Origin of the sequence: Pseudoxanthomonas helianthi, from assembly GCF_017939625.1 — a bacterium.
Taxonomy (GTDB): Bacteria; Pseudomonadota; Gammaproteobacteria; order Xanthomonadales; family Xanthomonadaceae; genus Pseudoxanthomonas_A; species Pseudoxanthomonas_A helianthi.
The window spans coordinates 46665-66110 of record NZ_JAGKTC010000002.1; the positions used below are offsets into that span (position 1 = coordinate 46665).

Annotated in this window: 22 protein-coding genes and 1 other RNA gene; 11 read left to right on the plus strand and 12 right to left on the minus strand. The window is 67.1% G+C overall.

Features of this window, described 5'->3' with window-relative positions; genetic code table 11:
- Positions 1-51: 51 nt before the first annotated feature.
- Entirely contained in the window at positions 52-504 is a 453-nt protein-coding gene (locus tag J5837_RS07905) for a DUF192 domain-containing protein (RefSeq protein WP_210536238.1), read from the minus strand.
- 110 nt (positions 505-614) lie between these two features.
- Complete coding sequence (locus tag J5837_RS07910) at positions 615-1166, minus strand: hypothetical protein (RefSeq protein ID WP_210536239.1); 552 nt, start codon at positions 1164-1166, stop codon at positions 615-617.
- 147 nt (positions 1167-1313) lie between these two features.
- Here J5837_RS07910 and J5837_RS07915 point away from each other — a divergent pair, with 147 nt between their 5' ends.
- Positions 1314-1700: a hypothetical protein gene (locus J5837_RS07915; protein ID WP_210536240.1), complete on the plus strand. Its 387-nt coding sequence runs from the start codon at positions 1314-1316 to the stop codon at positions 1698-1700.
- Between the two features lie 238 nt (positions 1701-1938).
- Here J5837_RS07915 and rpiA read toward each other — a convergent pair whose 3' ends face one another.
- The 8 genes from rpiA to J5837_RS07955 form a co-directional block, all read right to left on the minus strand.
- Complete coding sequence (gene rpiA, locus J5837_RS07920; RefSeq protein ID WP_210536241.1) at positions 1939-2586, minus strand: ribose-5-phosphate isomerase RpiA; 648 nt, start codon at positions 2584-2586, stop codon at positions 1939-1941.
- A gap of 144 nt (positions 2587-2730) precedes the next feature.
- Positions 2731-3201: an EVE domain-containing protein gene (locus tag J5837_RS07925; protein WP_210536242.1), complete on the minus strand. Its 471-nt coding sequence runs from the start codon at positions 3199-3201 to the stop codon at positions 2731-2733.
- A 127-nt stretch (positions 3202-3328) separates the two neighbouring features.
- The gene (locus tag J5837_RS07930) at positions 3329-3919 is read right to left on the minus strand and encodes a 5-formyltetrahydrofolate cyclo-ligase (RefSeq protein ID WP_210536243.1); all 591 of its coding nucleotides are present in this window, start codon (positions 3917-3919) and stop codon (positions 3329-3331) included.
- Positions 3920-4042: 123 nt separating this feature from the next.
- Positions 4043-4228: non-coding RNA, 6S RNA (ssrS, locus tag J5837_RS07935), on the minus strand.
- A 110-nt stretch (positions 4229-4338) separates the two neighbouring features.
- Entirely contained in the window at positions 4339-4878 is a 540-nt protein-coding gene (locus J5837_RS07940) for a hypothetical protein (RefSeq protein ID WP_210536244.1), read from the minus strand.
- A 13-nt stretch (positions 4879-4891) separates the two neighbouring features.
- Positions 4892-5188: a cell division protein ZapA gene (locus tag J5837_RS07945; RefSeq protein ID WP_210536245.1), complete on the minus strand. Its 297-nt coding sequence runs from the start codon at positions 5186-5188 to the stop codon at positions 4892-4894.
- Positions 5185-5406 (minus strand): TIGR02449 family protein, encoded by a 222-nt coding sequence (locus J5837_RS07950; protein ID WP_210536246.1) that lies wholly within the window; start codon positions 5404-5406, stop codon positions 5185-5187. The genes J5837_RS07945 and J5837_RS07950 overlap by 4 nt, the downstream gene beginning before the upstream one ends.
- A gap of 218 nt (positions 5407-5624) precedes the next feature.
- Positions 5625-7913 (minus strand): putative bifunctional diguanylate cyclase/phosphodiesterase, encoded by a 2289-nt coding sequence (locus J5837_RS07955; protein ID WP_210536247.1) that lies wholly within the window; start codon positions 7911-7913, stop codon positions 5625-5627.
- Positions 7914-8007: 94 nt separating this feature from the next.
- Between J5837_RS07955 and J5837_RS07960 the strand changes: the two genes are divergently transcribed.
- Positions 8008-8553: a UPF0149 family protein gene (locus J5837_RS07960; protein ID WP_425504830.1), complete on the plus strand. Its 546-nt coding sequence runs from the start codon at positions 8008-8010 to the stop codon at positions 8551-8553.
- Between the two features lie 28 nt (positions 8554-8581).
- On the plus strand, positions 8582-9904 hold the full coding sequence (gene pepP / locus J5837_RS07965; protein WP_210536249.1) for a Xaa-Pro aminopeptidase: 1323 nt from the start codon (positions 8582-8584) through the stop codon (positions 9902-9904).
- Positions 9905-10040: 136 nt separating this feature from the next.
- Here the strand turns inward: pepP and J5837_RS07970 are convergent, their stop codons facing one another.
- Entirely contained in the window at positions 10041-10472 is a 432-nt protein-coding gene (locus tag J5837_RS07970) for a nuclear transport factor 2 family protein (protein ID WP_210536250.1), read from the minus strand.
- 184 nt (positions 10473-10656) lie between these two features.
- Positions 10657-11559 carry an EamA family transporter gene (locus J5837_RS07975; RefSeq protein WP_210536251.1) on the minus strand — a complete coding sequence of 301 codons (903 nt, stop codon included), beginning with the start codon at positions 11557-11559 and terminating at the stop codon, positions 10657-10659.
- Between the two features lie 189 nt (positions 11560-11748).
- On the opposite strand from J5837_RS07975, the gene J5837_RS07980 reads away from it, so the two are divergent.
- From J5837_RS07980 to J5837_RS08015, 8 genes are all read left to right on the plus strand, one after another.
- Entirely contained in the window at positions 11749-13011 is a 1263-nt protein-coding gene (locus tag J5837_RS07980; protein ID WP_425504831.1) for a sensor histidine kinase, read from the plus strand.
- Entirely contained in the window at positions 13004-13774 is a 771-nt protein-coding gene (locus J5837_RS07985) for a LytR/AlgR family response regulator transcription factor (RefSeq protein WP_210536252.1), read from the plus strand. The genes J5837_RS07980 and J5837_RS07985 overlap by 8 nt, the downstream gene beginning before the upstream one ends.
- 71 nt (positions 13775-13845) lie before the next feature.
- A complete protein-coding gene (locus J5837_RS07990) occupies positions 13846-14214 on the plus strand; it encodes a hypothetical protein (RefSeq protein ID WP_210536253.1) in 369 nt (122 codons plus the stop codon).
- Complete coding sequence (locus tag J5837_RS07995) at positions 14211-14864, plus strand: DUF998 domain-containing protein (protein ID WP_210536254.1); 654 nt, start codon at positions 14211-14213, stop codon at positions 14862-14864. Before J5837_RS07990 ends, J5837_RS07995 begins: the two co-directional genes overlap by 4 nt.
- Before the next feature lie 131 nt (positions 14865-14995).
- Positions 14996-15811, plus strand: a complete 816-nt coding sequence (locus J5837_RS08000; protein ID WP_210536255.1) for a phytanoyl-CoA dioxygenase family protein — start codon at positions 14996-14998, stop codon at positions 15809-15811.
- Positions 15808-16944, plus strand: coding sequence for an alcohol dehydrogenase catalytic domain-containing protein (locus tag J5837_RS08005; protein ID WP_210536256.1), 1137 nt, complete (start codon positions 15808-15810; stop codon positions 16942-16944). Before J5837_RS08000 ends, J5837_RS08005 begins: the two co-directional genes overlap by 4 nt.
- On the plus strand, positions 16945-17775 hold the full coding sequence (locus tag J5837_RS08010) for an alpha/beta hydrolase (protein WP_210536257.1): 831 nt from the start codon (positions 16945-16947) through the stop codon (positions 17773-17775).
- Entirely contained in the window at positions 17772-19424 is a 1653-nt protein-coding gene (locus J5837_RS08015; RefSeq protein ID WP_244755841.1) for an alpha-amylase family glycosyl hydrolase, read from the plus strand. Before J5837_RS08010 ends, J5837_RS08015 begins: the two co-directional genes overlap by 4 nt.
- Positions 19425-19446 lie beyond the last annotated feature (22 nt).

The window sequence follows — 19446 nt, forward strand, 5'->3', positions numbered from 1 at the left end:
GGACAATCAAGCCTCGGCGGTCGCCCGTTCGCGACCGTTCATCCGCGCGATTCAGTCCTTCGGCGCGGCGATGCCCTTGCCGAAGTGCAGCTGGGCGCCATCCTGCAATTTCATCTGCTCGGCCTGACCGGCATTCAGCTCCAGCACGTAGCGCGCCGGCGCGTTGCTGGGATACGAAGGACAGGCATCGCCGGCCGAACACGGCGGTACATCGCGTTGCTGCGCGACCAGCTTGCGCGCGTTATCGAAGTACAGGATGTCCAGCGGGATCTTGGTGTTCTTCATCCAGTACGCCTGCGGCTCCTCGCGGTCGTGGATGAACAACATGCCGTGGTCGGTTTCCATGCGGTCGCGGAACATCAGCCCGCGCGCGCGTTCCTCGTCGGTGTCGGCGATTTCCACCGCGTAGTGCCTGCCGCCGAGCTCGACCGAAGGTTCGCTGGCGCAACCACCGGCGCCGAACAGCAGCAACAGGGCGGGCAGGGCGGCACGGGGCAGGGACATGGCGGGTTCCGGCAAGGACGAGGCGCGCAGTTTAGCGCGGCCCGGAGCGGCGGCAGGTCAACGCAACGGCTGGGTTCGCCGTCGCCTATTGCCGGAGCGCGTTTCCGATCTCAGGGATCGGGCGGAGCCGTATCGCCCACGCTGGCGCAGCTGCGGGAGATTTCCGCGAACAGCCGCTCGACCTTCGCCTGCAACCACGCCCGCACCATCGGCGAGGGTTCCTCGAACAACTGGCAAGCCAGCGCCAGCGACACCGCCCTCAGGCCCTGCGGATCCTGGTCGTGGCGGCCCAGTTCGAAGAACCGCTGGTACAGGTCCGAACGGCTTTCCAGCAGCATCGCCAGGGTTCCGCCGAGCGCCTCGTCCACCACGACGTCTTCCGCCCGCGACGGCAGCCGCCATCCCCTGGGCGGCAAGGGTGCCCAGGCGTCGTCCGGCGTTCCACCGCGTCGATGCAATCGGTACACGCAGACGGTGAGCCAGAAGTGGAACAGCGCGAGTTCCGCCAGCGCGTTGTCCGGATCGGGATGATGCTGCAGCACCGGCGCGTATTCGCGACGGTAGGGATAAGGCAGCTGGCGATAGAAACGTTCCGGGTCGAAAGCCGGTGCGGCGGTGCGCGGGACGTATCCCGTCGGCGATGATGAACGCGAAGATTCCATGTGGGTCCCTCTCCTTGAGTCGTTGCGGCTGTTTCCGGACGCGCCGTCACATTAACGTCCTGCTTCCATTGAATGGAAGCAATAAGTTAATCAGAATGCAAGCGATTGGTGAATCCGTGGCGAGCGCGCTCCGTAACGTGCCCGGGCATGAGCGACGAACGTCAGGAATTCTCTCGCCGACTGGCCGAGGCGATGCGTGCGGCCGGCTATGACCCCCGGCCCGCCGTCCTGTTCCGTCTGTTCAATTCCCGCTACCGCGGCCGCTCGGTGAGTTTCCAGTCGGCTTCGCGCTGGCTGGGCGGCCGTTCCATTCCCGACCAAGACAAACTGGTGGTGCTGGCCAGCCTGCTGGGCATGGAGCCGCAGGCCTTGCGCTACGGCACCGGCAAGCACCGGGTCGCGGAAGCCCGCGGCACCTGGCCGTCGGGGGTGAACGCCCGGGAGCGCCAGGTCATCGACGCCTTCCTGGCCCTGCCGCCGAAGCAGCGCGAGCTGGTCGGCGAACTGGTGCGGGCACTGGCCAAGCACGCGTAGCGGTCACGCGGCAGGTGCGGAAAGGCGCTTGCGACGCACATCCCTGAAATCGTCACGACCCGACATGCGTCGGTTGGAAGCCCCGCGAAAGCGGGAATCTATGGACTTTGATTTTTGCCTTGGCCTTTGAAAGGCGGATCCGATTTCCCATTCGTCCGGGAAAAGCAACGGCAACGTCCATGGATTCCCGCTTTCGCGGGAATGACGAGCAAAAAATCGGCCAAGCCTGGGCCGGAAATTACAGAACCTTTGGCGGTTCTCCGCCGACGATCACCACGTCGGCGGGACGGCGCGCGAACAGGCCGACACTGACCACCCCGGGGATTTGATTCAAGTCGCGTTCCATCGCCACCGGATCGACGATCGACAGGTTGTGCACGTCCAGCACCACGTTGCCGTTGTCGGTGACCACGCCATCGCGCCACACCGGCTGGCCGCCGGTCAGCTTGACGATCTCGCGTGCGACCAGGCTGCGCGCCATCGGGATGACTTCGACGGGCAGCGGGAACTTGCCGAGCACCGGCACCAGTTTGCTCGGGTCGACGATGCAGACGAACTTGTCGCTGGCCTCGGCGATGATCTTCTCGCGGGTCAGCGCCGCGCCGCCGCCCTTGATCAGGCGCTTGTGCGGGTCGCATTCGTCTGCGCCGTCCACGTACAGCGACAGCGGGCCGGTGTTGTTCAGGTCCAGCACCTCGATGCCGTGCTGTTTCAAGCGCGCGGTGCTCTGTTCGGAGCTCGACACGGCGCCGGCGATGCGGTGCTTGATCCTGCCCAGCGCGTCGATGAAGAAGGCGACGGTGGAGCCGGTGCCGACGCCGACGATCATGCCGTCTTCGACGTACTCGATGGCTTTTTCGCCGGCCAGGCGTTTTGCTTCGGACATGGGTGGGATTCTGCAGGTAGGGAAAGACGTAATGTTTTTCCCGTCATTCCTGCGTAAGCAGGAATCCATTTTGTTGTTGCCCGTGCTCAGACCCGGAAGCAAAAGCAAAATGGATCCCAGCGTTCGCCGGGATGACGAGGGCGGTTATTCCAGCGAGAGGAGCAACTTCCACTGCGCCGCGGTCACCGGCAGCACCGACAGGCGGCTGCCGCGCTGGATCAGGGCGAAGCCTTCGCCGAGTTCGTCGGCATGGCCCTTGATTTCGTCGAGCGGAATCGTGCGCTTCAGTTTCTTCACGAACTTCACGTCGACCAGGTCCCAGCGCGGTTGCTCGCGTGTGCTCTTCGGGTCGTAATAATCGGATTTCGGGTCGAACTGGGTCGGGTCGGGATACGGATCGCTGGCCACTTCGGCGACGCCGACGATGCCCGGCACTTCGCAGCTGGAGTGGTAGAACAGCACGCCATCGCCGGGTTGCATGTTGCGCATGTGATTGCGCGCCTGGTAGTTGCGCACGCCGTTCCACGGCTCCACGCCGACCTTCTTCAGGGCGTCGATGGAAAACGCGTCCGGCTCGGACTTCATCAGCCAATAGTGCTTGGTGCGGCGGCTCATGCGGCGACTCCGGTCGGGAGGGTGGTGGAGGCCCTCACCCCATCCCTCTCCCGCAAGCGGGAGAGGGGGAGTCGGTGCCATGCAGTACTCGCTTCGAAACCGGCGAGGACGCTTGATTCGCCAGGTTTCATGGATAGGTTGCACTCTCGGTGCAAATGGCGTCGGCGTGCACGTCCCATTCTTCGCTGCGCAGCGACTCGACCCGTTGCACGTCGAAGCCGGCGCCGACCAGGTACGGCGGCGCGGGCACATGCTTGCGGAAGGCGAAGCTGCGGTCGTACCAGCCGCCGCCCATGCCGAGGCGCCGGCCCTGCGCGTCGAAGCCGACCAGCGGCATGACCACCAGGGCCATCGCTTCGGGTTCCAGTGCACTGGCGGGTTCCACGTCGGGTTCCGGAATGCCGAAGCGGTTGCTGACCAGGGGGTCGCCGGAACGCCACGGGGCGAAACGCAGTTCCTCCCCGTGCAGTACGGGCAGGCACCAGACCAGTCCCTTCGGCAGCTTCAGCTGGAAGCTGTGCAGGGCGATTTCGCCGTCGGTTGCCCAATAGCCGGCGACATAGCCTTGCTCGGGCAGGAAGGGCAGGGCCAAAAGTTGCGCGGCCAGTCCGTCGGCGGCGGCGATGCGTTGCGCGGCCGGCAATTCGCGGCGGCGTTGGCGCAGTTCGCGACGCAGGGCGGCGCGGTCGTCGCCGTTCGGGGCATGGAGGGAGGCCATGCGGGAATTCTAAGGCATGACCCTCTTCCGCTTGCGGGAAAGGAGAAGGGACGGGACCGCCGCAACGAAAATCCGGTGACGCAAAAAACAAGGGCGCCGCGAGGCGCCCTTGTGGGAATCAATACATCCTCCGCCATGACGATGCCCGCGAAACGACCTTGAACCCGGGGTTCAAGTGGGACGGTTTGGGGACCATCGGGCTTCCCGCTGCGTGGCGGACATGCACTCCCGGTCTCCGTCGCCGTCCCGTGGTCGTCATTAAGGGACAAGGCGAATGTTTGCGCGTGCTGTCGTACACGGCAGAGGATGTGGAGGCCAGTATAGCGACGCGATTCGGAATGCAAAAGCCGTTCGTCGGCGGATCGTTCATCGCCGGCTGTGAAACGTAATGTAGCTTCGCGACGGCGGGTGCCGAGCCATCAAGTCGACTCGATTCTCCAGACGACAAGCTTTATCAACCTGTCTCCACGGAAGGTTCCAATGATGGAGATCGTCGTATCGACCGAAGCCGATGGCATCGTCGTCTTGAATTCGAATCTTGCGCTGCCGGTATCGGGTGTCCAATCGACGTGCGTACCGAGGATGCTCTGGAAGCGACGGCGCGTCATGCCGAGTTCCAATCCGGCGGCGCCAGCGGGAAGCACGTGGCGAGAGGCGGGGCAGTCGCTTGTCGATTTGATGCCATCGATGGCGTAGCCGAGCAAGTGGACTCCGCCGCCTATTTCCGGAGACATGAACCTGACGTCGCCGAACGGCGCCGCGTAGCAAATCTCGGCGAGGTATTCGCCTGCGTCGCCTGACTCACGGATACGACTGCTACCGAATCTCGCCTGGACGTCGGCCAAGGTCGTGCGACCCAGATCGAAGCCGGAGAAGCGGGTGAAACGCTCCCCTGGAAATTCCCGTGCCGATGCAGCCGAACCGATGAAGAGGAGCAAAAACGGAAGCGCGACTCTCATGCGGGCTTGAGAGTCAGCTTCCGAGCGCCCGATCCAGCCTGTGGTTCAAATCTTCAATGGCGCGGGCGAGCTCGCGTTCGCGCGCGCTGTTCGCGTCGCGGAGCTGTTGCAGTTCGTGGGCCAGGTTCAGCGCGGCCAGCACGGCGACGCGGTCGACCGCGGCCATGCGGTTGCCGCCGCGCACCTCGCGCATCTTCAGGTCCAGCAGCTTGGCCGCCGCCATCAGGCTGGCGCGTTCGCCGGCTTCGACGCCGACGGTATATTCGCGGTCGAGGATGTGGACGCTAACCGGCTCGCTGGCGTTGCTCACGTGTGCTGCTCCAGCGACTTCAGCCGCGCGATCATCGCCTCGACCCGCGAACGCGCCTGTTCGTTCTTCGCCAGCAATTGCGAGCGCTCTCCGACCAGTTGCTCCTGCTGACCGCGCAGGCTGCGGTTCTCGTCGGCCAGTCGCCGGCCTCGTTCGGCAAGCTCATCCACGCGCGCCGCCAGGGCGCGCAACTGCTCGAGAACGTCGGGCTGGTCCATGCGACGCACGATAGGCGGGGCCGGGGGCGGCGGTCAAGCGACCGCCGGCGGGGCGGGGGAGTGCGGTTTTCCGGGTCAGGAAACGATCGAATCGACCCTGCGGGAGCGGCCTTGGCCGCGAATGCTCTTGAGGGCGCCAGGCAGGTCAAAAGCATTCGCGACCAAGGTCGCTCCCACCAGGAGCCTCGCAGGCAGGATCGGGTTGTCCGGGCCCGTCCTCAGGAAACGATCTTCATCTGCGGCCCGTAGCGGTAGTCGCGGATGAAGTCGAAGCACTCGTCGCGCGGCAGCGGCGGCGCGACCCAGTAACCCTGCACTTCGTCGCAGCCGTGTTCGCGCAGGAACTGCAGCTGGCCGACGGTCTCCACGCCCTCGGCGACGACCTTCAGCGCCAGCGAATGGCCCATCGCGATGATCGTGCCGGTGATGGCCTCGTCGTCGGCGTCGCGGCCGAGGTCGCCGACGAATTCGCGGTCGATCTTCAGCGTGGTGATCGGCAGGCGCTTGAGGTAAGCCAGCGACGAGTAGCCGGTGCCGAAGTCGTCGATGGCCAGGCCCACGCCGAGATCGCGGCAGGCGCGCAGGGTGTCGGCGTTCTTCTCCGGGTTGGCCATGACCACGCTTTCGGTCAGTTCCAGTTCCAGCAGTTCGGCCGGCAGGAAGGTTTCGTGCAGGCAGCGCGCGACCATTTCCGGCAGGCTGCCGCGCATCAGTTGCAGCGCGGACACGTTGACCGCCATGGAAAGGTCCTGCCGGCCCAGGTGCCGCCAGTGCTGCAGGGTCAGGCAGGCTTCGCGCAGCGCCCACGCGCCGATGTCGAGGATCAGCCCGGTTTCCTCGGCCAGCGGAATGAACTGCGCCGGCGACACGACGCCGAATTCGGGGCTGTTCCAGCGCAGCAGGGCCTCGACGCCGGTGACGCGCTGGCGCAGCAGCGACAGCCGCGGCTGGTAGGCCATCGAAAGCTCGTTGCGTTCCAGCACCCGGCGCAGCGAATTGGCCAGCGCGACCCGTTGCCGGGTCTTCTCGTTCATGCTGCGCGAATAGACCTCGAAGGTGCGCCGGCCGGCGGCCTTGGCCTGGTACATCGCGGTGTCGGCGTGCTTGATCAGGTCGGCGGAGAGGCGTGCGTGCAGCGGATACAGGCTGATGCCGATCGATGGGGTCAGCAGCACTTCCTGGCGATCGCCGTAACCCAGCGGAGGCGAGAAGGCGACGATGATCCGCCAGGCCATCGCTTCGGCTTCCTCGGCGCCGGTGTCTTCCAGCACCACGGTGAACTCGTCGCCGCTGAGCCGGGCCACCGTGTGCTGCGGCCCCACCGCGTCCTGCACCCGCTGCGCGGCTTCGCGCAGGATGCGGTCGCCGGTGTCGTGGCCCAGTGAATCATTGATGTCCTTGAAGCGGTCCAGGTCGATGAACAGCACCGCCAGCGGCTTGTCGGTCAGGCGCGCGCGGTGGATCGCCGCATCCAGGCGTTCGAACAGCAGGGTGCGGTTCGGCAACCCGGTCAGCGCGTCGTAGTTGGCCAGGTGGCGCAGCTCGCCTTCGGCGCGCTTCTGTTCGGTGATGTCGTTGAGCACCAGCACGTGCAGCCGGTAGCGGCCGCTGTCGTCGTGCACCGGCGTGGTGGCGACGCGGAACAGGATTTCCTCGCCGTCCTTGCGCCGCATCCACATCTCGCCGCTCCAGCGGCCGTCGTCGGGCAGGTCGGCCTGCAACTGGCCGGGCTGCAGCGGTTGTTCGCGAGCGCTGTCCAGCAGCGACAGCGGCTGGTCGATGGCTTCGTTGCTGTAGCCGGTGATGCCGGAGAACGCGGGGTTGAAGCCGACGAAGCGGAAATCCTGGTCGAGCACGGCCACCGCCTCGTTCATGCTGTGCAGCACTTCGCTGGCGATGCGGCGCTCGAACTCCGCGTTGCGGTAGGCGGTGATATCGCGCGCGGTTCCGGCCAAGCGGGTCGGGCGGCCGTCGGCGTCGCGTTCGACCACGCGTCCGCGCGCTCGGATCCACACCCACTCGCCACGTTCGTGCAGGTCCATGCGGTGTTCCGACATGAACAGCGGCGTGTTGCCCTGCAAGTGTTGGCGCAAGCGTTCCATCACCAACGGCAGGTCGTGCTCGTGGATCCGCGGCAGCTGTCCGTGCCGGCTGACCACGGTGACGTCGTTGCGGTCCGTCGTGCTTTCGTGCGCACGCAGCCGGTACATGATGCGATGGGCGAGGTCGTAGTCCCAGAACTGCTCGCCGGAGGCCCACAACGCCAGCTTCAGGTGCTCGTCGCGCTCCCACAGCAGTTTGGTCCGGGCGACGGCCGTGGAAGAGCGGCGGGCCCGCCAGTAATGCCAGCCGACCAGGCCGATCAGGCAGACCAGGGTCAGCACGGCCAGCACCAGCGCGACCACTTGCCATTCACCCGGCCCCAGGTGCAACGGGGCGAAGGCCACGGCGAACGGATCGGGGCTGGCGGGCAAGGCGGCGTCCGGGAAAAGTGTGACCGACGACATGTTACGCATCCGCGACACGGTGCAGCAAGGGCGGCGGGCGCCCGGACGGGCGCGATTGCTAGACTGGCGCCTTTCCCCTGCTGGATGCACTGCTTTGGCCGAACTGCCCGCCTACGACGAAGTCGAACAAGCCACCCGCCAGGCCGGGCTCGGCATCGAGGCCAGCGAGCTGCATGGCGCGTTGAGCGGCTGGCTGGCCGGGGGCGGCGGCAACGGTGGCGACTGGCTGGCCAAGGTGCTGGCCGACCCGCAGCAGGCCGCGCCCGAGGCCGGCGGGGCGCTCGACGCCTTGCGCGAGGCCAGCGCCAAGCAGCTGGAGGACCGCGATTTCGCCTTCGAACTGCTGCTGCCCGGCGGCGAGGCGGCCTTGTCCGAGCGGGCGGCGGCGTTGTTCGACTGGTGCCGGGGCTTCCTCGGCGGGTTCGGCCTGTCCGCCGGCGCGCGTCCGCCGTTGTCGGAAGAGGGCGAGGAAGCATTGGCCGACCTGGCCCGGCTAGCCCAGGCCGCGCCGGAACAGGGCGAGGACGAAGCCGAGGACGAAGACGCGCTGGCCGAGATCGAGGAATTCGTCCGCGTCGCCGTGCTGTTGCTGCATGGCGATTGCGTGCTGGCGGCGCGGCACCGGCAGAGTTTGAACTGACGCAGGAAGCATTCGCTGGTTCCACCGCATGAAATCCCTGACCGGTATCTCCGCTCCCGAATTCGCCCGCCGCCGCAAGCAGCTGATGCGGTTGGCCGGCGAGGACGCGATCCTGGTGCTGCCGGCCGCGCCCGAGCGCGTGCGTAGCCACGACACCCATTATCCGTACCGGCAGGATTCCGATTTCTGGTACCTGAGCGGTTTTCCCGAGCCGGAAGCGGTGCTGGTGCTGGTGCCGGGCCGCCGCCATGGCGAGGCGTTGCTGTTCTGCCGCGAGCGCGACGCCGAGCGCGAAGCCTGGGACGGACCACGCGCCGGCCAGGAGGGCGCGGTCGAAGCCTTCGGCATGGACGATGCGTATCCGATCGACGACCTCGACGAGATCCTTCCGGGCCTGCTCGAAGGCCGCACGCGCGTCTACTACCACTTCGGTCGCGATGCCGAGTTCGACCTGAAGCTGATCGGCTGGGTCAACCGGGTGCGCGCCCAGGTGCGGCAGGGCGCGTCGCCGCCGCACGAATTCCTCGAACTCGGCCACCTGCTGCACGAGCTGCGGTTGTTCAAGTCGAAGGACGAACTGAAACTGATGCGCCGCGCCGCCGAGATCAGCGTGCGCGCGCACCAGGCCGCGATGCGCGCGGCGAAGCCGGGCGTGCGCGAATACGAATTGCAGGCCGACATCGAGCGCGAATTCCGCGCCAGCGATGCATGGCCGGCCTACAACAGCATCGTCGGCGCCGGCGCCAACGCCTGCGTGCTGCATTACCGCGCCAACGCCGCCGCGGCGAAGGACGGCGACCTGGTGCTGGTCGACGCGGGCGCGGAATTCCGCGGCTATGCGTCGGACATCACCCGCAGCTTCCCGGTCAACGGGCGTTTCAGCAAGGAACAGCGCGCGCTGCACGACCTGGTCTGCGCCGCGCAGGCCGCGGCGATGGCCCGGGCACGGCCGGGCGTCGCCTACGAAACCGGGCACGAGGCCGCGGTGCAGACGTTGACCGAGGGCCTGCTGAAACTCGGACTGCTGAAGGGCAGGCTGGAGAAGAACCTCGCCGACGGCCAGTACAAGCGTTTCTACCGGCACAAGACCGGGCATTGGATCGGCCTGGACGTGCACGACGTCGGCGATTACCGGATCGACGGCGAATCGCGTTTGCTGGAACCGGGCATGGCTTTCACCATCGAACCGGGTCTGTACGTGTCGCCGGACGACACCAGCGTCGATCCGAAGTGGCGCGGCATCGGCATCCGCATCGAGGACGACGTGGTCGTTACCGCCGATGGCCACGAAGTGCTGACGGATGCATTGGCGCGCAGCGCTGATGAGGTTGAAGCGTTCATGGCACGGTAGGTCGGGCTTACAGCCCGACAGAAAATCTCCTCCGATGTGGGAGCGACGTAAGTCGCGAATGCTTTTGTTTCTCAAAAAAGCAAAGGCATCGCGACTTACCGGTTGTGGCATGCCACAACCACTCCCACGTCAAACGTTATGGCTTCGGCAATGGCAACGAGGCCTGTCCCAGCACGTATTTCCAACCCTGCGGCGTACGTACGTAGGTGTCGCTGAACCATAGCCGGTAATCGAACACGCTGCCGTCGCGGCGGGTGCCTTTCAGCCACAGCTTGGCGGTGACCACCGCGGTATCGCCCCAGACGCGCACGTGCTGCTCCAGCTCGTCCTGTTGCTCGTAATGGCGGTGTTTTTCCCGCGCTTCGACCAGCAGATCGGCTTTACTCTGGGTACTGCCGTCGCCGAGCACCAGCACGTAGTCGTCGGCGAGGATCTTCGCCATGGTGTCGGCGTCGTTGGCCTTGACCGCGGCCTGGAAGGCGGTATCGAGCGCCGCGACTTCGGCCTGGTCGCGTTGCGCGGGCGTCGTTGTCGCGACGGCGAGGAAAATCAGCGGAAGGAAGGGCATGGAGCCGGCTCCGGAAGGAAGTGGAGCCAGCGTAGGCATCGCGGCGCGCGCTTACTCACCGTTTCCGGACAAGGTCGACAGCCCGACAGAAAACATCTTCCGATGTGGGAGTGGTTGTGGACGCCACAACCACTCCCACACCGGAGATCCTTGGATGGAAGTGGAGCCAGCGCGGGTGGCGCGCTTACTCGCCGTTTCCGGACAAGCTCGCCGGTCGCGCGAACCGCGCCGCGATGCGCGGCCACAGTGAAATCACCGCCAGTCCGGCCAACAGCAGCACGCAGGCCTGAATCTTCCATCCCGGCAACGCTTCGCCGAACGCCAGCGCCGCGGCCAGCATGCCGAACACCGGCACCAGCAGCGACAGCGGCGACACCGTCGCGGCGGGATAGCGCGCCAGCAGCCAGTTCCATGCGCCGTAGCCGAACAGCGTGTTCGCCACGCCCTGCCACAGCGCCGCGCTCCAGCCGATCCAGTTCGCCTGGGCCAGGGCTTCGCCGATCCGCTGTGGGCCTTCGAACGCCAGGCTGGCCAGCAACAGCGGCGGCACCGCGAACAGGCTCGACCAGACCATGAAGCCGAGCATGTCGATCCTGCCGGCGCGCTTGGCGATCAGGTTGGCGACGGCCCAAGACAGGCCCGCGCACAAGGTCAGGACCAGTCCGCGCACGGTCAGCGACGCATCGGTATGCGCGAACAGCAGCACCAGCCCGGCCACGCACAGCGCCAGTCCCGCGACCTGGAACGCACGCAGGCGTTCGCCCAGCAACAGCATCGACAGGCCGATGGTGAAGAACGCCTGGGTCTGCACCACCAGCGAGGCCACGCCTGGGGTGATGTCGGCGCGCATCGCGATGAACAGCAGGCCGAACATGCCGAAGCCGAGGAACACGCCGTTGCCGACCAGCCAGCGCCACCGCACCGGCGGCCGTTTGACGAACAGCAGCCACGGCAGGAACGACAGCACGAAGCGCAAGGTAGCGAACAGCAGCGGCGGGAACTCGTCCAGGCCCAGCCGGATCACGACGAAGTTGGTGCCCCAGACCAGGACCACGGCCAGGGCGAGCAGCAGGTGGGCGGGGGACATGCGGGGGCATGGAGCGCGGGGCGGGATAGTGTGCACGCGCCGCCGGCGGGCGGAAAGCGCGGCTCCGCCGCAGTTCGCCTCCCTGCGCGGCCGGTTTCGTCGCCGCCGGCCGCGTTTCGTCGCAACGGCGCTTCCCAAGGCGCCAGCCGCGACTATGCTTCGCCGCATCTTCCGCAACGGAACGCCGACGTGATCCGCAACTGCCTCTTCCTGCTCCGCCTGGTCGCTGCCTGGTTCGGCGTGTTTTTCCTGCTGGCGCTGGTATGGAACGGCCTGCTGTTCCGCGGCATGGATCCCTGGCCGGTCCTGCTGGTCGGTGCTGTGGTGATGGTGTTCGTGATCACCGGCGCGTTCTCGCACCTGCGCCGGGTACGCCTGATCGCGGGCCGCACCGATGGCGACACGCTCGGCAACCGCCAGCGCCGGCAGATCGAGATTCCGTTCGAAGCCGGCGAAGCCTTCGACCTGCTCGACGCCGCGATCCGCGAATTGCCGCGCGTCGTGGAAGTGGAAAGCGCGCGGGACAGCCTGCAGATCAAGGCGAAGGTACGCCGCCCCGATCCCTACGGTCGCAATCCGCTGGGGCGCTGGAATCCGCTGGAATGGTTCGGCGTGCCGCGCAACCAGATCCTGGCCACGGTGACCCCGGGCCACGACAGCGGCAGCGTCACCCTGGTCTGCGAACCGGAGAGCGGCGCATGGAGCGACTGGTTCCGGGTCGACGACGGCACCAATTTGGAAAACGCCGAAGCCATCGCCCGCGCCATCACCCGCCGCGTGGCCGAGCGCCGCCGCAACGAACAGGCCGACGTCCAGCGCACCACGGTGGAAAAGGACCTGACCGTGGCCAAGCTGAGCCTGCTGCACGCGCAGGTCGAACCGCATTTCCTCTACAACACGCTGGCCAGTGCGCAGTTGCTGACCCGCAGCGATCCGGAACGCGCCGAGAGCATGCTCGGCCACCTGATCCAATACCTGCGCCATTCGCTGCCGCGTACCGACGATGCGTGGTCGACGCTGGGCGAGGAACTCGAGCGCGCCATCGCCTACCTGGAAATCCTGAAGATCCGCATGGGCTCGCGCCTGGCCGTGCAGGTCGACGTGCCCGACGCGCTGCGCGGCACGTCGATGCCGCCGATGATGTTGCAGACCCTGGTAGAGAACGCGATCAAGCATGGGCTGGAGCCGAAGACCTCGGGCGGCACCGTCTGGATCCGCGCGCGCCGCAGCGACGACGCTGTGGCGGTTACTGTCGCCGACGACGGCGAAGGGTTCAGTGCGGCCAAATCCGGTGGCACCGGCATCGGCCTGAAGAACGTGCGCGAACGCCTGCAACTGCTCTACGGCGGCGAGGCGGCGCTGGCGGTGGTGGCCAATTTCCCGGCGGGCGTCGCGGCGACGATCTCGGTGCCGGCCGGCCACGAACCGGTGCGGGACGTGGCCCATGGCTAAGGCCGTAGTCGCCGAAGACGAAGCGCTGCTGCGCGATGCGCTGGTCGATGCGCTGGCGCAGGCCTGGCCGGCGCTGGACATCGCCGCCGAGTGCGAGGATGGCGCCAGCGCGCTGGAAGCCATCGCCGAGCACCAGCCGGAAGTCGCTTTCCTCGACATCCGCATGCCCGGGCTGACCGGTCTCGAAGTCGCCGCGGCGGCGGCCGAAGCCAGCCCGCGCACGCGCATCGTGTTCACCACCGCGTACGACCAGTACGCCATCGACGCGTTCGAACGCGGCGCGGTGGATTACCTGCTCAAGCCGGTGGCACCCGAGCGCCTGGCCGCCACCGTGGCGCGGCTGCAGGCGCGCGCGGGCGAAGCGGATGCCGGCAGCGCCGCGCTGGCCGAACTGCTGCGCAAGCTGGGGCAGGGCGCGCCGGCCGAACGCAAACAGCCGCCGTTGACCTGGATCACCGCCAGCGTGGGCCGCGAAACGCGTTTGATCGGCATCGACGACGTGCTGTATTTCCGCGCCGCCGACAAATACACCACCGTGGTCACCGCCGAAGGCGAGGCCTTGCTGCGCACGCCGATCAAGGACCTGTTGGCTGCGCTCGACCCCACTCATTTCAAGCAGATCCACCGTTCGACCCTGGTCAACCTGCGTGCGATCGCCTCGATCGTGCGCGACGACAGCGGCAAGGGCGTCGTGCGCCTGAAGGCACGGCCGGAGACGCTGGTGGTGAGCCAGCCGTTCATGACCCTGTTCCGGCACATGTAAGTCGATCCGCGCAACACCGCTTCGCGAAACGCCGTCACCCCATCCGCGCCGCACCTTCCGGAGATCACGCCATGCGCCGATCCATCGCCTTGCTTTGCCTGACGTTCCTGCTCGCCGCCTGCTCGCCGGGCACCCGCACCTTCGTCTATCGCGCCAGCGAGAACGGCGAATGGCGCATCGATGCCCGGATCAAGGTCGCCAACGGCATCGCCGATTTCGAATGCCGGCACAGCTTCAGCGGCCGTTGCCACTACGCCCTGTTCGGCGATTGCCAGGCCGGCGCGGGCATCGATTGCGAAGGCAAGGTGCTGCAGCGCTTCAGCTTGGCGGTGAACGCCCACCGCCGTATCGCCGTCCTGCCCGACCTGCGCCTTTGCGTCAGCGACCGCGCCGACCAGTCGGATCCGGTCTGCAACCTCGATCCGCCGGCCAAGTCATGAATCCGAACGCGGAGGCGTTGATGGACACGTTGTCTCCCGGCTGGAAGTTCCTGCTCATGGCCGCGGTCCTGGTGCCCGTGGTCTATTTCGGAGCACAGGTCCTGGCCGCACCGTATTTCCCGAACTACAGCATTCTCACCACCTCGGCGAGCGAGCTCGGCTCCAACCTTTCCTCGCGGCCGGGCATCCTGAACATCGGTGCGCTGCTCACCGGCGTGTTGGCGCTGCTGGGCAGCGTGGGCCTGGCCGGATCGCTTCCGCGCCTCGGTGCCGGCAAGCTCGCCGCCGGCGCGTTGGCCCTGTGCCTCGCATCCGCCGGCGTGGCCTCGTTCTGGGCCGGCTGGCATCCGCTTCCCAGTCCGCGACACGACCCGGGCGCGCTGGGCATCGGCATGTTCGTCGCGCCATTCGCGGCCGTGTGGGTCGCATGGCGCATGTCTGCCGCGAGAAGGTTGCGTTGGGTCTTGTCGCTGAATGCCGTCGCGTTCATCGCGTTGGCGGCGATCATGTTCGGTGTCGGCCGTATCGATCTGTCTGCGTGCGGCGGGCTCATGCAGAAGCTCATTGCCGTCACGTCGTTCTCGCCCAGCGCCGTCATCGCCGCCATTGCGATCCGGGGTTCGGGGCGACCCGCCGACGCGATCCGGTAATCCGTCGGGGCCGGCGCCATGCCGCGCCCCGCTTGCGGGTCGCCGGCAGGTCATGAATCCGACAGGATTTCCGCGAAAACCGACAAGCCCGGCGGATGCGCCGGCCGTCGCGGGCAACCTACGATGCCGGCATGACGACCATCGACCTGCACCGCCCCTATCCGGTTTCCGCGCAACAGATCGCGAACTTCCGCCGCGACGGTTTCATCCGCCTGAAGGACGTGTTCAACGCGGATGAGTTGCGCCATTACGGCGACGAGATCACCCGCCTCACCATCGCCCTGAACACCCAGACCACGCCGCTGGAGGAGCGCAGCACCTACGACCGCGCTTTCCTGCAGGTGATGAACCTGTGGGAGCAGGGCGGATTGGCCCGCGAGTTCGTGTTCGGCCGGCGCCTGGCCGGCATCGCCGCCGCGCTGCTGGAAACCGAGGGCGTGCGCCTGTACCACGACCAGTCGCTGTACAAGGAACCCGGCGGCGGCATCACCCCCGCGCACGCCGACCAGTACTACTGGCCGCTGCACAGCGATCGTTGCGTCACCGCGTGGGTGCCGTTGCAGGCGGTGCCGCGCGACATGGGCCCGCTGGCGTTCTTCGCCGGCAGCCAGCACGTCGAATTCGGCCGCGACCTCGGCATCTCCGACGAGAGCGAACGCGAGATCACCGCGAACATGGAAGCGCACGGCTTCCCGGTGGTCGACGAACCGTTCGACCTGGGCGAAGTCAGCTTCCACCTCGGCTGGACCTTCCACCGCGCCGGGCCGAACCGCTCGCAGGCGCCGCGTTCGGTGATGACGGTGATCTACATGGACCGCGACATGCGGTTGAAGGCGCCGGAGAACCACATGCAACAGCAGGACTGGGAGAAGTGGTGCCCGGGCGCGCAGGTCGACGAGGTCATCGACACGCCGAAGAACCCGGTGCTGTTCGAACCGGCGGCGTGAGCGTGAACAGTCCGGACATCCTGGCCGGTCGCGCCGCCATCGCCGATGGTGCGGGCGGCTTCGTCATCGACACGATCGAAGTCGATCCGCCCGGCCCGGGCGAGGTGCGCGTGGCCGTCGCCGCGGCGGGCGTGTGCCATACCGACCACGCCTCGCTGCGCTGGCCGGGACCGCTGGTGATGGGGCACGAAGGCGCGGGCGTCGTCGAGTCCGTCGGCAGCGGCGTGTCGCACCTGCGCGCCGGCCAGCCGGTGCTGCTGAACTGGGCGATTCCCTGCGGCGATTGCTTCCAGTGCGGTCGCGGCATGCAATCGTTGTGCGAACGCACGCACGGACCGCGCGACGCGGCCGACGCCAGCAGTCGCGCGCATGCGGGCGGCACGCGCTGGCAGGGCTGGCCGATCGAACGTTCGTTCCATCTCGGCACATTCGCCGAATGGACCCTGGTGCGCGCCGAGGCGGCCACGCCGCTGCCCGAGGCATTGCCGCCGGATCCCGCCTGCATCCTCGGCTGCGCGGTGATGACCGGCGTGGGTTCGGTGCTGAACATCGCCCGGGTCGCGCCCGGCGACAGCGTCGCGGTGCTGGGTTGCGGCGGGGTTGGCCTGAACGTCGTGCAGGGCGCGCGCCTTGCCGGCGCATCGAAGATCATCGCCATCGACCGGGTCGCCGAACGGCTGAAGCGGGCGCGCAAGCTCGGCGCCACCCATGTCCTGCAGCCGCAGGCGAACGACACCGGCCATGCCGGCTTGATCGCCCAGGTGCGCGCGATGGCGGATGGGCGCGGCGTCGACCATGCCTTCGAAGCGACCGGCGTTCCTGCGCTGGCCTTCCTGCCGTTGCGCCTGGCGCGCAACGGCGGCAATGCGTTGCAGGTCAGCGGCGCGCACGGCGCGGGCAACGTCGAGCTGACCGATTTCTTCTGGAACAAGCGCTACCTGGCACCGCTGTACGGCGGTTGCGTGCCGTCGCGCGATTTCCCGCGCCTGTTCGACTGGGTGGGCAACGGTTCGCTGGAACTCGCCTCGCTGGTCAGCCATCGTTATCCGCTGGAAGCGCTCGGCGATGCCTTCGCCGATATGCTGGCCGGACGCAGCGCCAAGGGCGTGCTGCGGATCGCGCGGGAGGATTGAGTGGCGGATTTCCGCACCATCGAACTGTCCGATCCGGCGATTCCCGTCGATGGCTTGCGCTTCGCGACGGTGAAAAGCCGCGCGCTGCGGCAGCGTGCCGACGTGACGATGTACGCGACGCCGGGCGCCGACGGTGCTACCGACCTGCCTATCGTGATCCTGCTGCACGGCGTGTACGGTTCGCACTGGGCCTGGGCGCTGAAGGGCGATGCGCATCGCACCGCCGCACGCTTGGTTGCGGAAGGCGCGTTGCCACCGGTGGCGTTGCTGATGCCTTCGGATGGTTTGTGGGGCGACGGTTCCGGCTATCTGCCGCACCAGGCGCAGGATTTCGAGCGCTGGATCGTCGAGGAAGTACCCACGCTGGCCCTCGAGGCCATTGCGGGCTGCACGCCGCGTTCGCCCTTGCTCATCGCCGGGCTCAGCATGGGCGGCTTCGGTGCGTTGCGGCTGGTCGGCAAGCATCCGGCGCGCTTCGTCGCTGCCGCGGCGCATTCGACGATGACCGACATCGCGCAGTTCGATGGCCTGGTCGAAGACGACCGTGCGGGCTGGAGTGGGGCCGAGGCCGACCGCAGCGTCGCCGCCGCACTGCACGCCGCGCGCGGGCAACTGCCGCCGATCCGCTTCGATTGCGGGCGCGAGGATCCTTTCATCGAAGCCAACCGCACCTTGCACGCCACGCTCGACACGGCAGGCATCCGCCACCGCTATGTCGAGCGCGATGGCGGGCATGAGTGGTCCTACTGGACCGTTGCGCTCGAAGACACATTGCGCTTCTTCGGCCGCGTGTTGCGCGGCGCCGGCGACGTATACGAGGAGAAACCATGAATCCGATCCGCACGCTCGCCGTCCTGGCGATGGCAATCGCCTGCAACCTTGTGGGAGCGACCTCGGTCGCGAATGCTTCTGCTGGTGTTGGGCAGGATGGACAAAATTCATTCGCGACCAAGGTCGCTCCCACAAAAGCTGTCCCTGCGAGGGTCACGCCCGCCAAGGCCGGCGAGGAAGTCTTCTACCACGTGTTCTTCCGCAGCTTCGCCGACGGCGATGGCGACCGCATCGGCGACCTGAAGGGCATGACCGCGCGGCTGGATTACCTGAAGCAACTGGGCATCACCTCGATCCTGCTGACGCCGCTGCAGCCGTCGCCGTTCTACCACAACTATTTCGCCACCGATTTCGAAAGCATCGAGCCGGCCTACGGCACGATGGACGACTACCGCGCCTTCCTCCGCGCCGCGCATGCGCGCGGGCTGAAGGTGTATATGGACATGGAAATCCAGTACGTCGGCGAGGGCCATCCGTGGTGGCCGCAATCCGTCGGCAAGCCGGATGCGCCGTCCTCCGACTTCCTGTTGTGGCGCGACAAGGCGCGCGGCGAGGCCGAGCCGTTCCTGAACCAGGCGCGCTGGGAAGGCTACGACGGCCGCATGATCGGCATCGCCATGGTCGATCTGAACTCGCCGAAGGTTCGCGACTATTTCCAGCGCGTGCTGCTGCAATGGGCCGATCCGCACGGCGACGGCAGCGGCCGCGATGGCGCGGACGGTTTCCGCATCGATCACATGATGGACGACCTCGACAACAAGCATCTGGCCACGCAGCTGTTCGGGACGTTCTGGAAACCGATCTTCGATGCCCTGCGCGAACGTCGCCCCGGCTTCCGGATCATGGCCGAGCAGTCGGACTGGGGCTATGGCGCGGATTGGCTGGTGCGCGGCCATGCCGACATGGTGTTCGCCTTCCCCCTGCGTGGCGCGATCGACAAGCTCGACAAGCGCGAGATCATCAAGGCGCTGCGCGAAACCGAGCGCCTGACGCCAGCGGGGAAAAGCCAGATCGTGTTCCTCGAAAACCACGACACCGACCGCTTCATGTCCCTGGTCGGCGGCGACATGGCGAAGGCGCGCGCCGGTGCCGCGATCATGTTGCTGGCCCAAGGCGAACCGCTGGTCTACTACGGCCAGGAACTGGGCATGCGCGGCATCACCGGCAAGGTCGGCCTGTCCGACGCGAACCACATCCCGCTGCGCGAAGCGATGCGCTGGTCGGCCGACCTGAACGCGCGGGGTTCGGCGACCTGGTACCAGGGCGACAAGCCCTGGTGGACGAATCGCTACAACCGCAGCGACGACGGCGTGTCGGTGCAGGAACAGGACAAGGATCCCGCTTCGCTGCTGAACTGGTATCGCCGGTTGCTGGCGCTGCGCCAGTCGCGTCCGGAATTGCGGCATGGCGCGCAACGCATCCTCTGCGACGATGCCGGCCAGGTTCTGTGCCTGCTGCGCGAGTCCGGCGGGCAGCGCACATTGCTGCTCGTCAATCTAGGCAATGCGGCGGCGGCGCCGAGCTTGGGCAGCGAAATCGCGGGCATGCCGTGGTTCGACCTGCTCGACGCGAAAGCCGCACGGCAGCCGATCCATCCGGCTTCGTTGTCGTTGCCGCCGATGGGTGTGCGCGTGCTGGGCGCACCCTGAACTCTGGACATAGCCCAAGCCA

What these genes read in the sequence shown, in the direction of transcription:
- J5837_RS07925 (WP_210536242.1), bottom strand. Translation starts at nt 3,201, where the DNA reads ATGAGCCGCCGCACCAAGCACTATTGGCTGATGAAGTCCGAGCCGGAC.
- J5837_RS08015 (WP_244755841.1), top strand. Translation starts at nt 17,772, where the DNA reads ATGAATCCGATCCGCACGCTCGCCGTCCTGGCGATGGCAATCGCCTGC.
- J5837_RS07905 (WP_210536238.1), bottom strand. Translation starts at nt 504, where the DNA reads ATGTCCCTGCCCCGTGCCGCCCTGCCCGCCCTGTTGCTGCTGTTCGGC.
- J5837_RS07910 (WP_210536239.1), bottom strand. Translation starts at nt 1,166, where the DNA reads ATGGAATCTTCGCGTTCATCATCGCCGACGGGATACGTCCCGCGCACC.
- pepP (WP_210536249.1), top strand. Translation starts at nt 8,582, where the DNA reads ATGAAATCCCTGACCGGTATCTCCGCTCCCGAATTCGCCCGCCGCCGC.
- J5837_RS07975 (WP_210536251.1), bottom strand. Translation starts at nt 11,559, where the DNA reads ATGTCCCCCGCCCACCTGCTGCTCGCCCTGGCCGTGGTCCTGGTCTGG.
- J5837_RS07990 (WP_210536253.1), top strand. Translation starts at nt 13,846, where the DNA reads ATGCGCCGATCCATCGCCTTGCTTTGCCTGACGTTCCTGCTCGCCGCC.
- J5837_RS07950 (WP_210536246.1), bottom strand. Translation starts at nt 5,406, where the DNA reads ATGGACCAGCCCGACGTTCTCGAGCAGTTGCGCGCCCTGGCGGCGCGC.
- J5837_RS07995 (WP_210536254.1), top strand. Translation starts at nt 14,211, where the DNA reads ATGAATCCGAACGCGGAGGCGTTGATGGACACGTTGTCTCCCGGCTGG.
- J5837_RS07930 (WP_210536243.1), bottom strand. Translation starts at nt 3,919, where the DNA reads ATGGCCTCCCTCCATGCCCCGAACGGCGACGACCGCGCCGCCCTGCGT.
- J5837_RS07955 (WP_210536247.1), bottom strand. Translation starts at nt 7,913, where the DNA reads ATGTCGTCGGTCACACTTTTCCCGGACGCCGCCTTGCCCGCCAGCCCC.
- J5837_RS08000 (WP_210536255.1), top strand. Translation starts at nt 14,996, where the DNA reads ATGACGACCATCGACCTGCACCGCCCCTATCCGGTTTCCGCGCAACAG.
- J5837_RS07970 (WP_210536250.1), bottom strand. Translation starts at nt 10,472, where the DNA reads ATGCCCTTCCTTCCGCTGATTTTCCTCGCCGTCGCGACAACGACGCCC.
- rpiA (WP_210536241.1), bottom strand. Translation starts at nt 2,586, where the DNA reads ATGTCCGAAGCAAAACGCCTGGCCGGCGAAAAAGCCATCGAGTACGTC.
- J5837_RS07915 (WP_210536240.1), top strand. Translation starts at nt 1,314, where the DNA reads ATGAGCGACGAACGTCAGGAATTCTCTCGCCGACTGGCCGAGGCGATG.
- J5837_RS07985 (WP_210536252.1), top strand. Translation starts at nt 13,004, where the DNA reads ATGGCTAAGGCCGTAGTCGCCGAAGACGAAGCGCTGCTGCGCGATGCG.
- J5837_RS07940 (WP_210536244.1), bottom strand. Translation starts at nt 4,878, where the DNA reads ATGAGAGTCGCGCTTCCGTTTTTGCTCCTCTTCATCGGTTCGGCTGCA.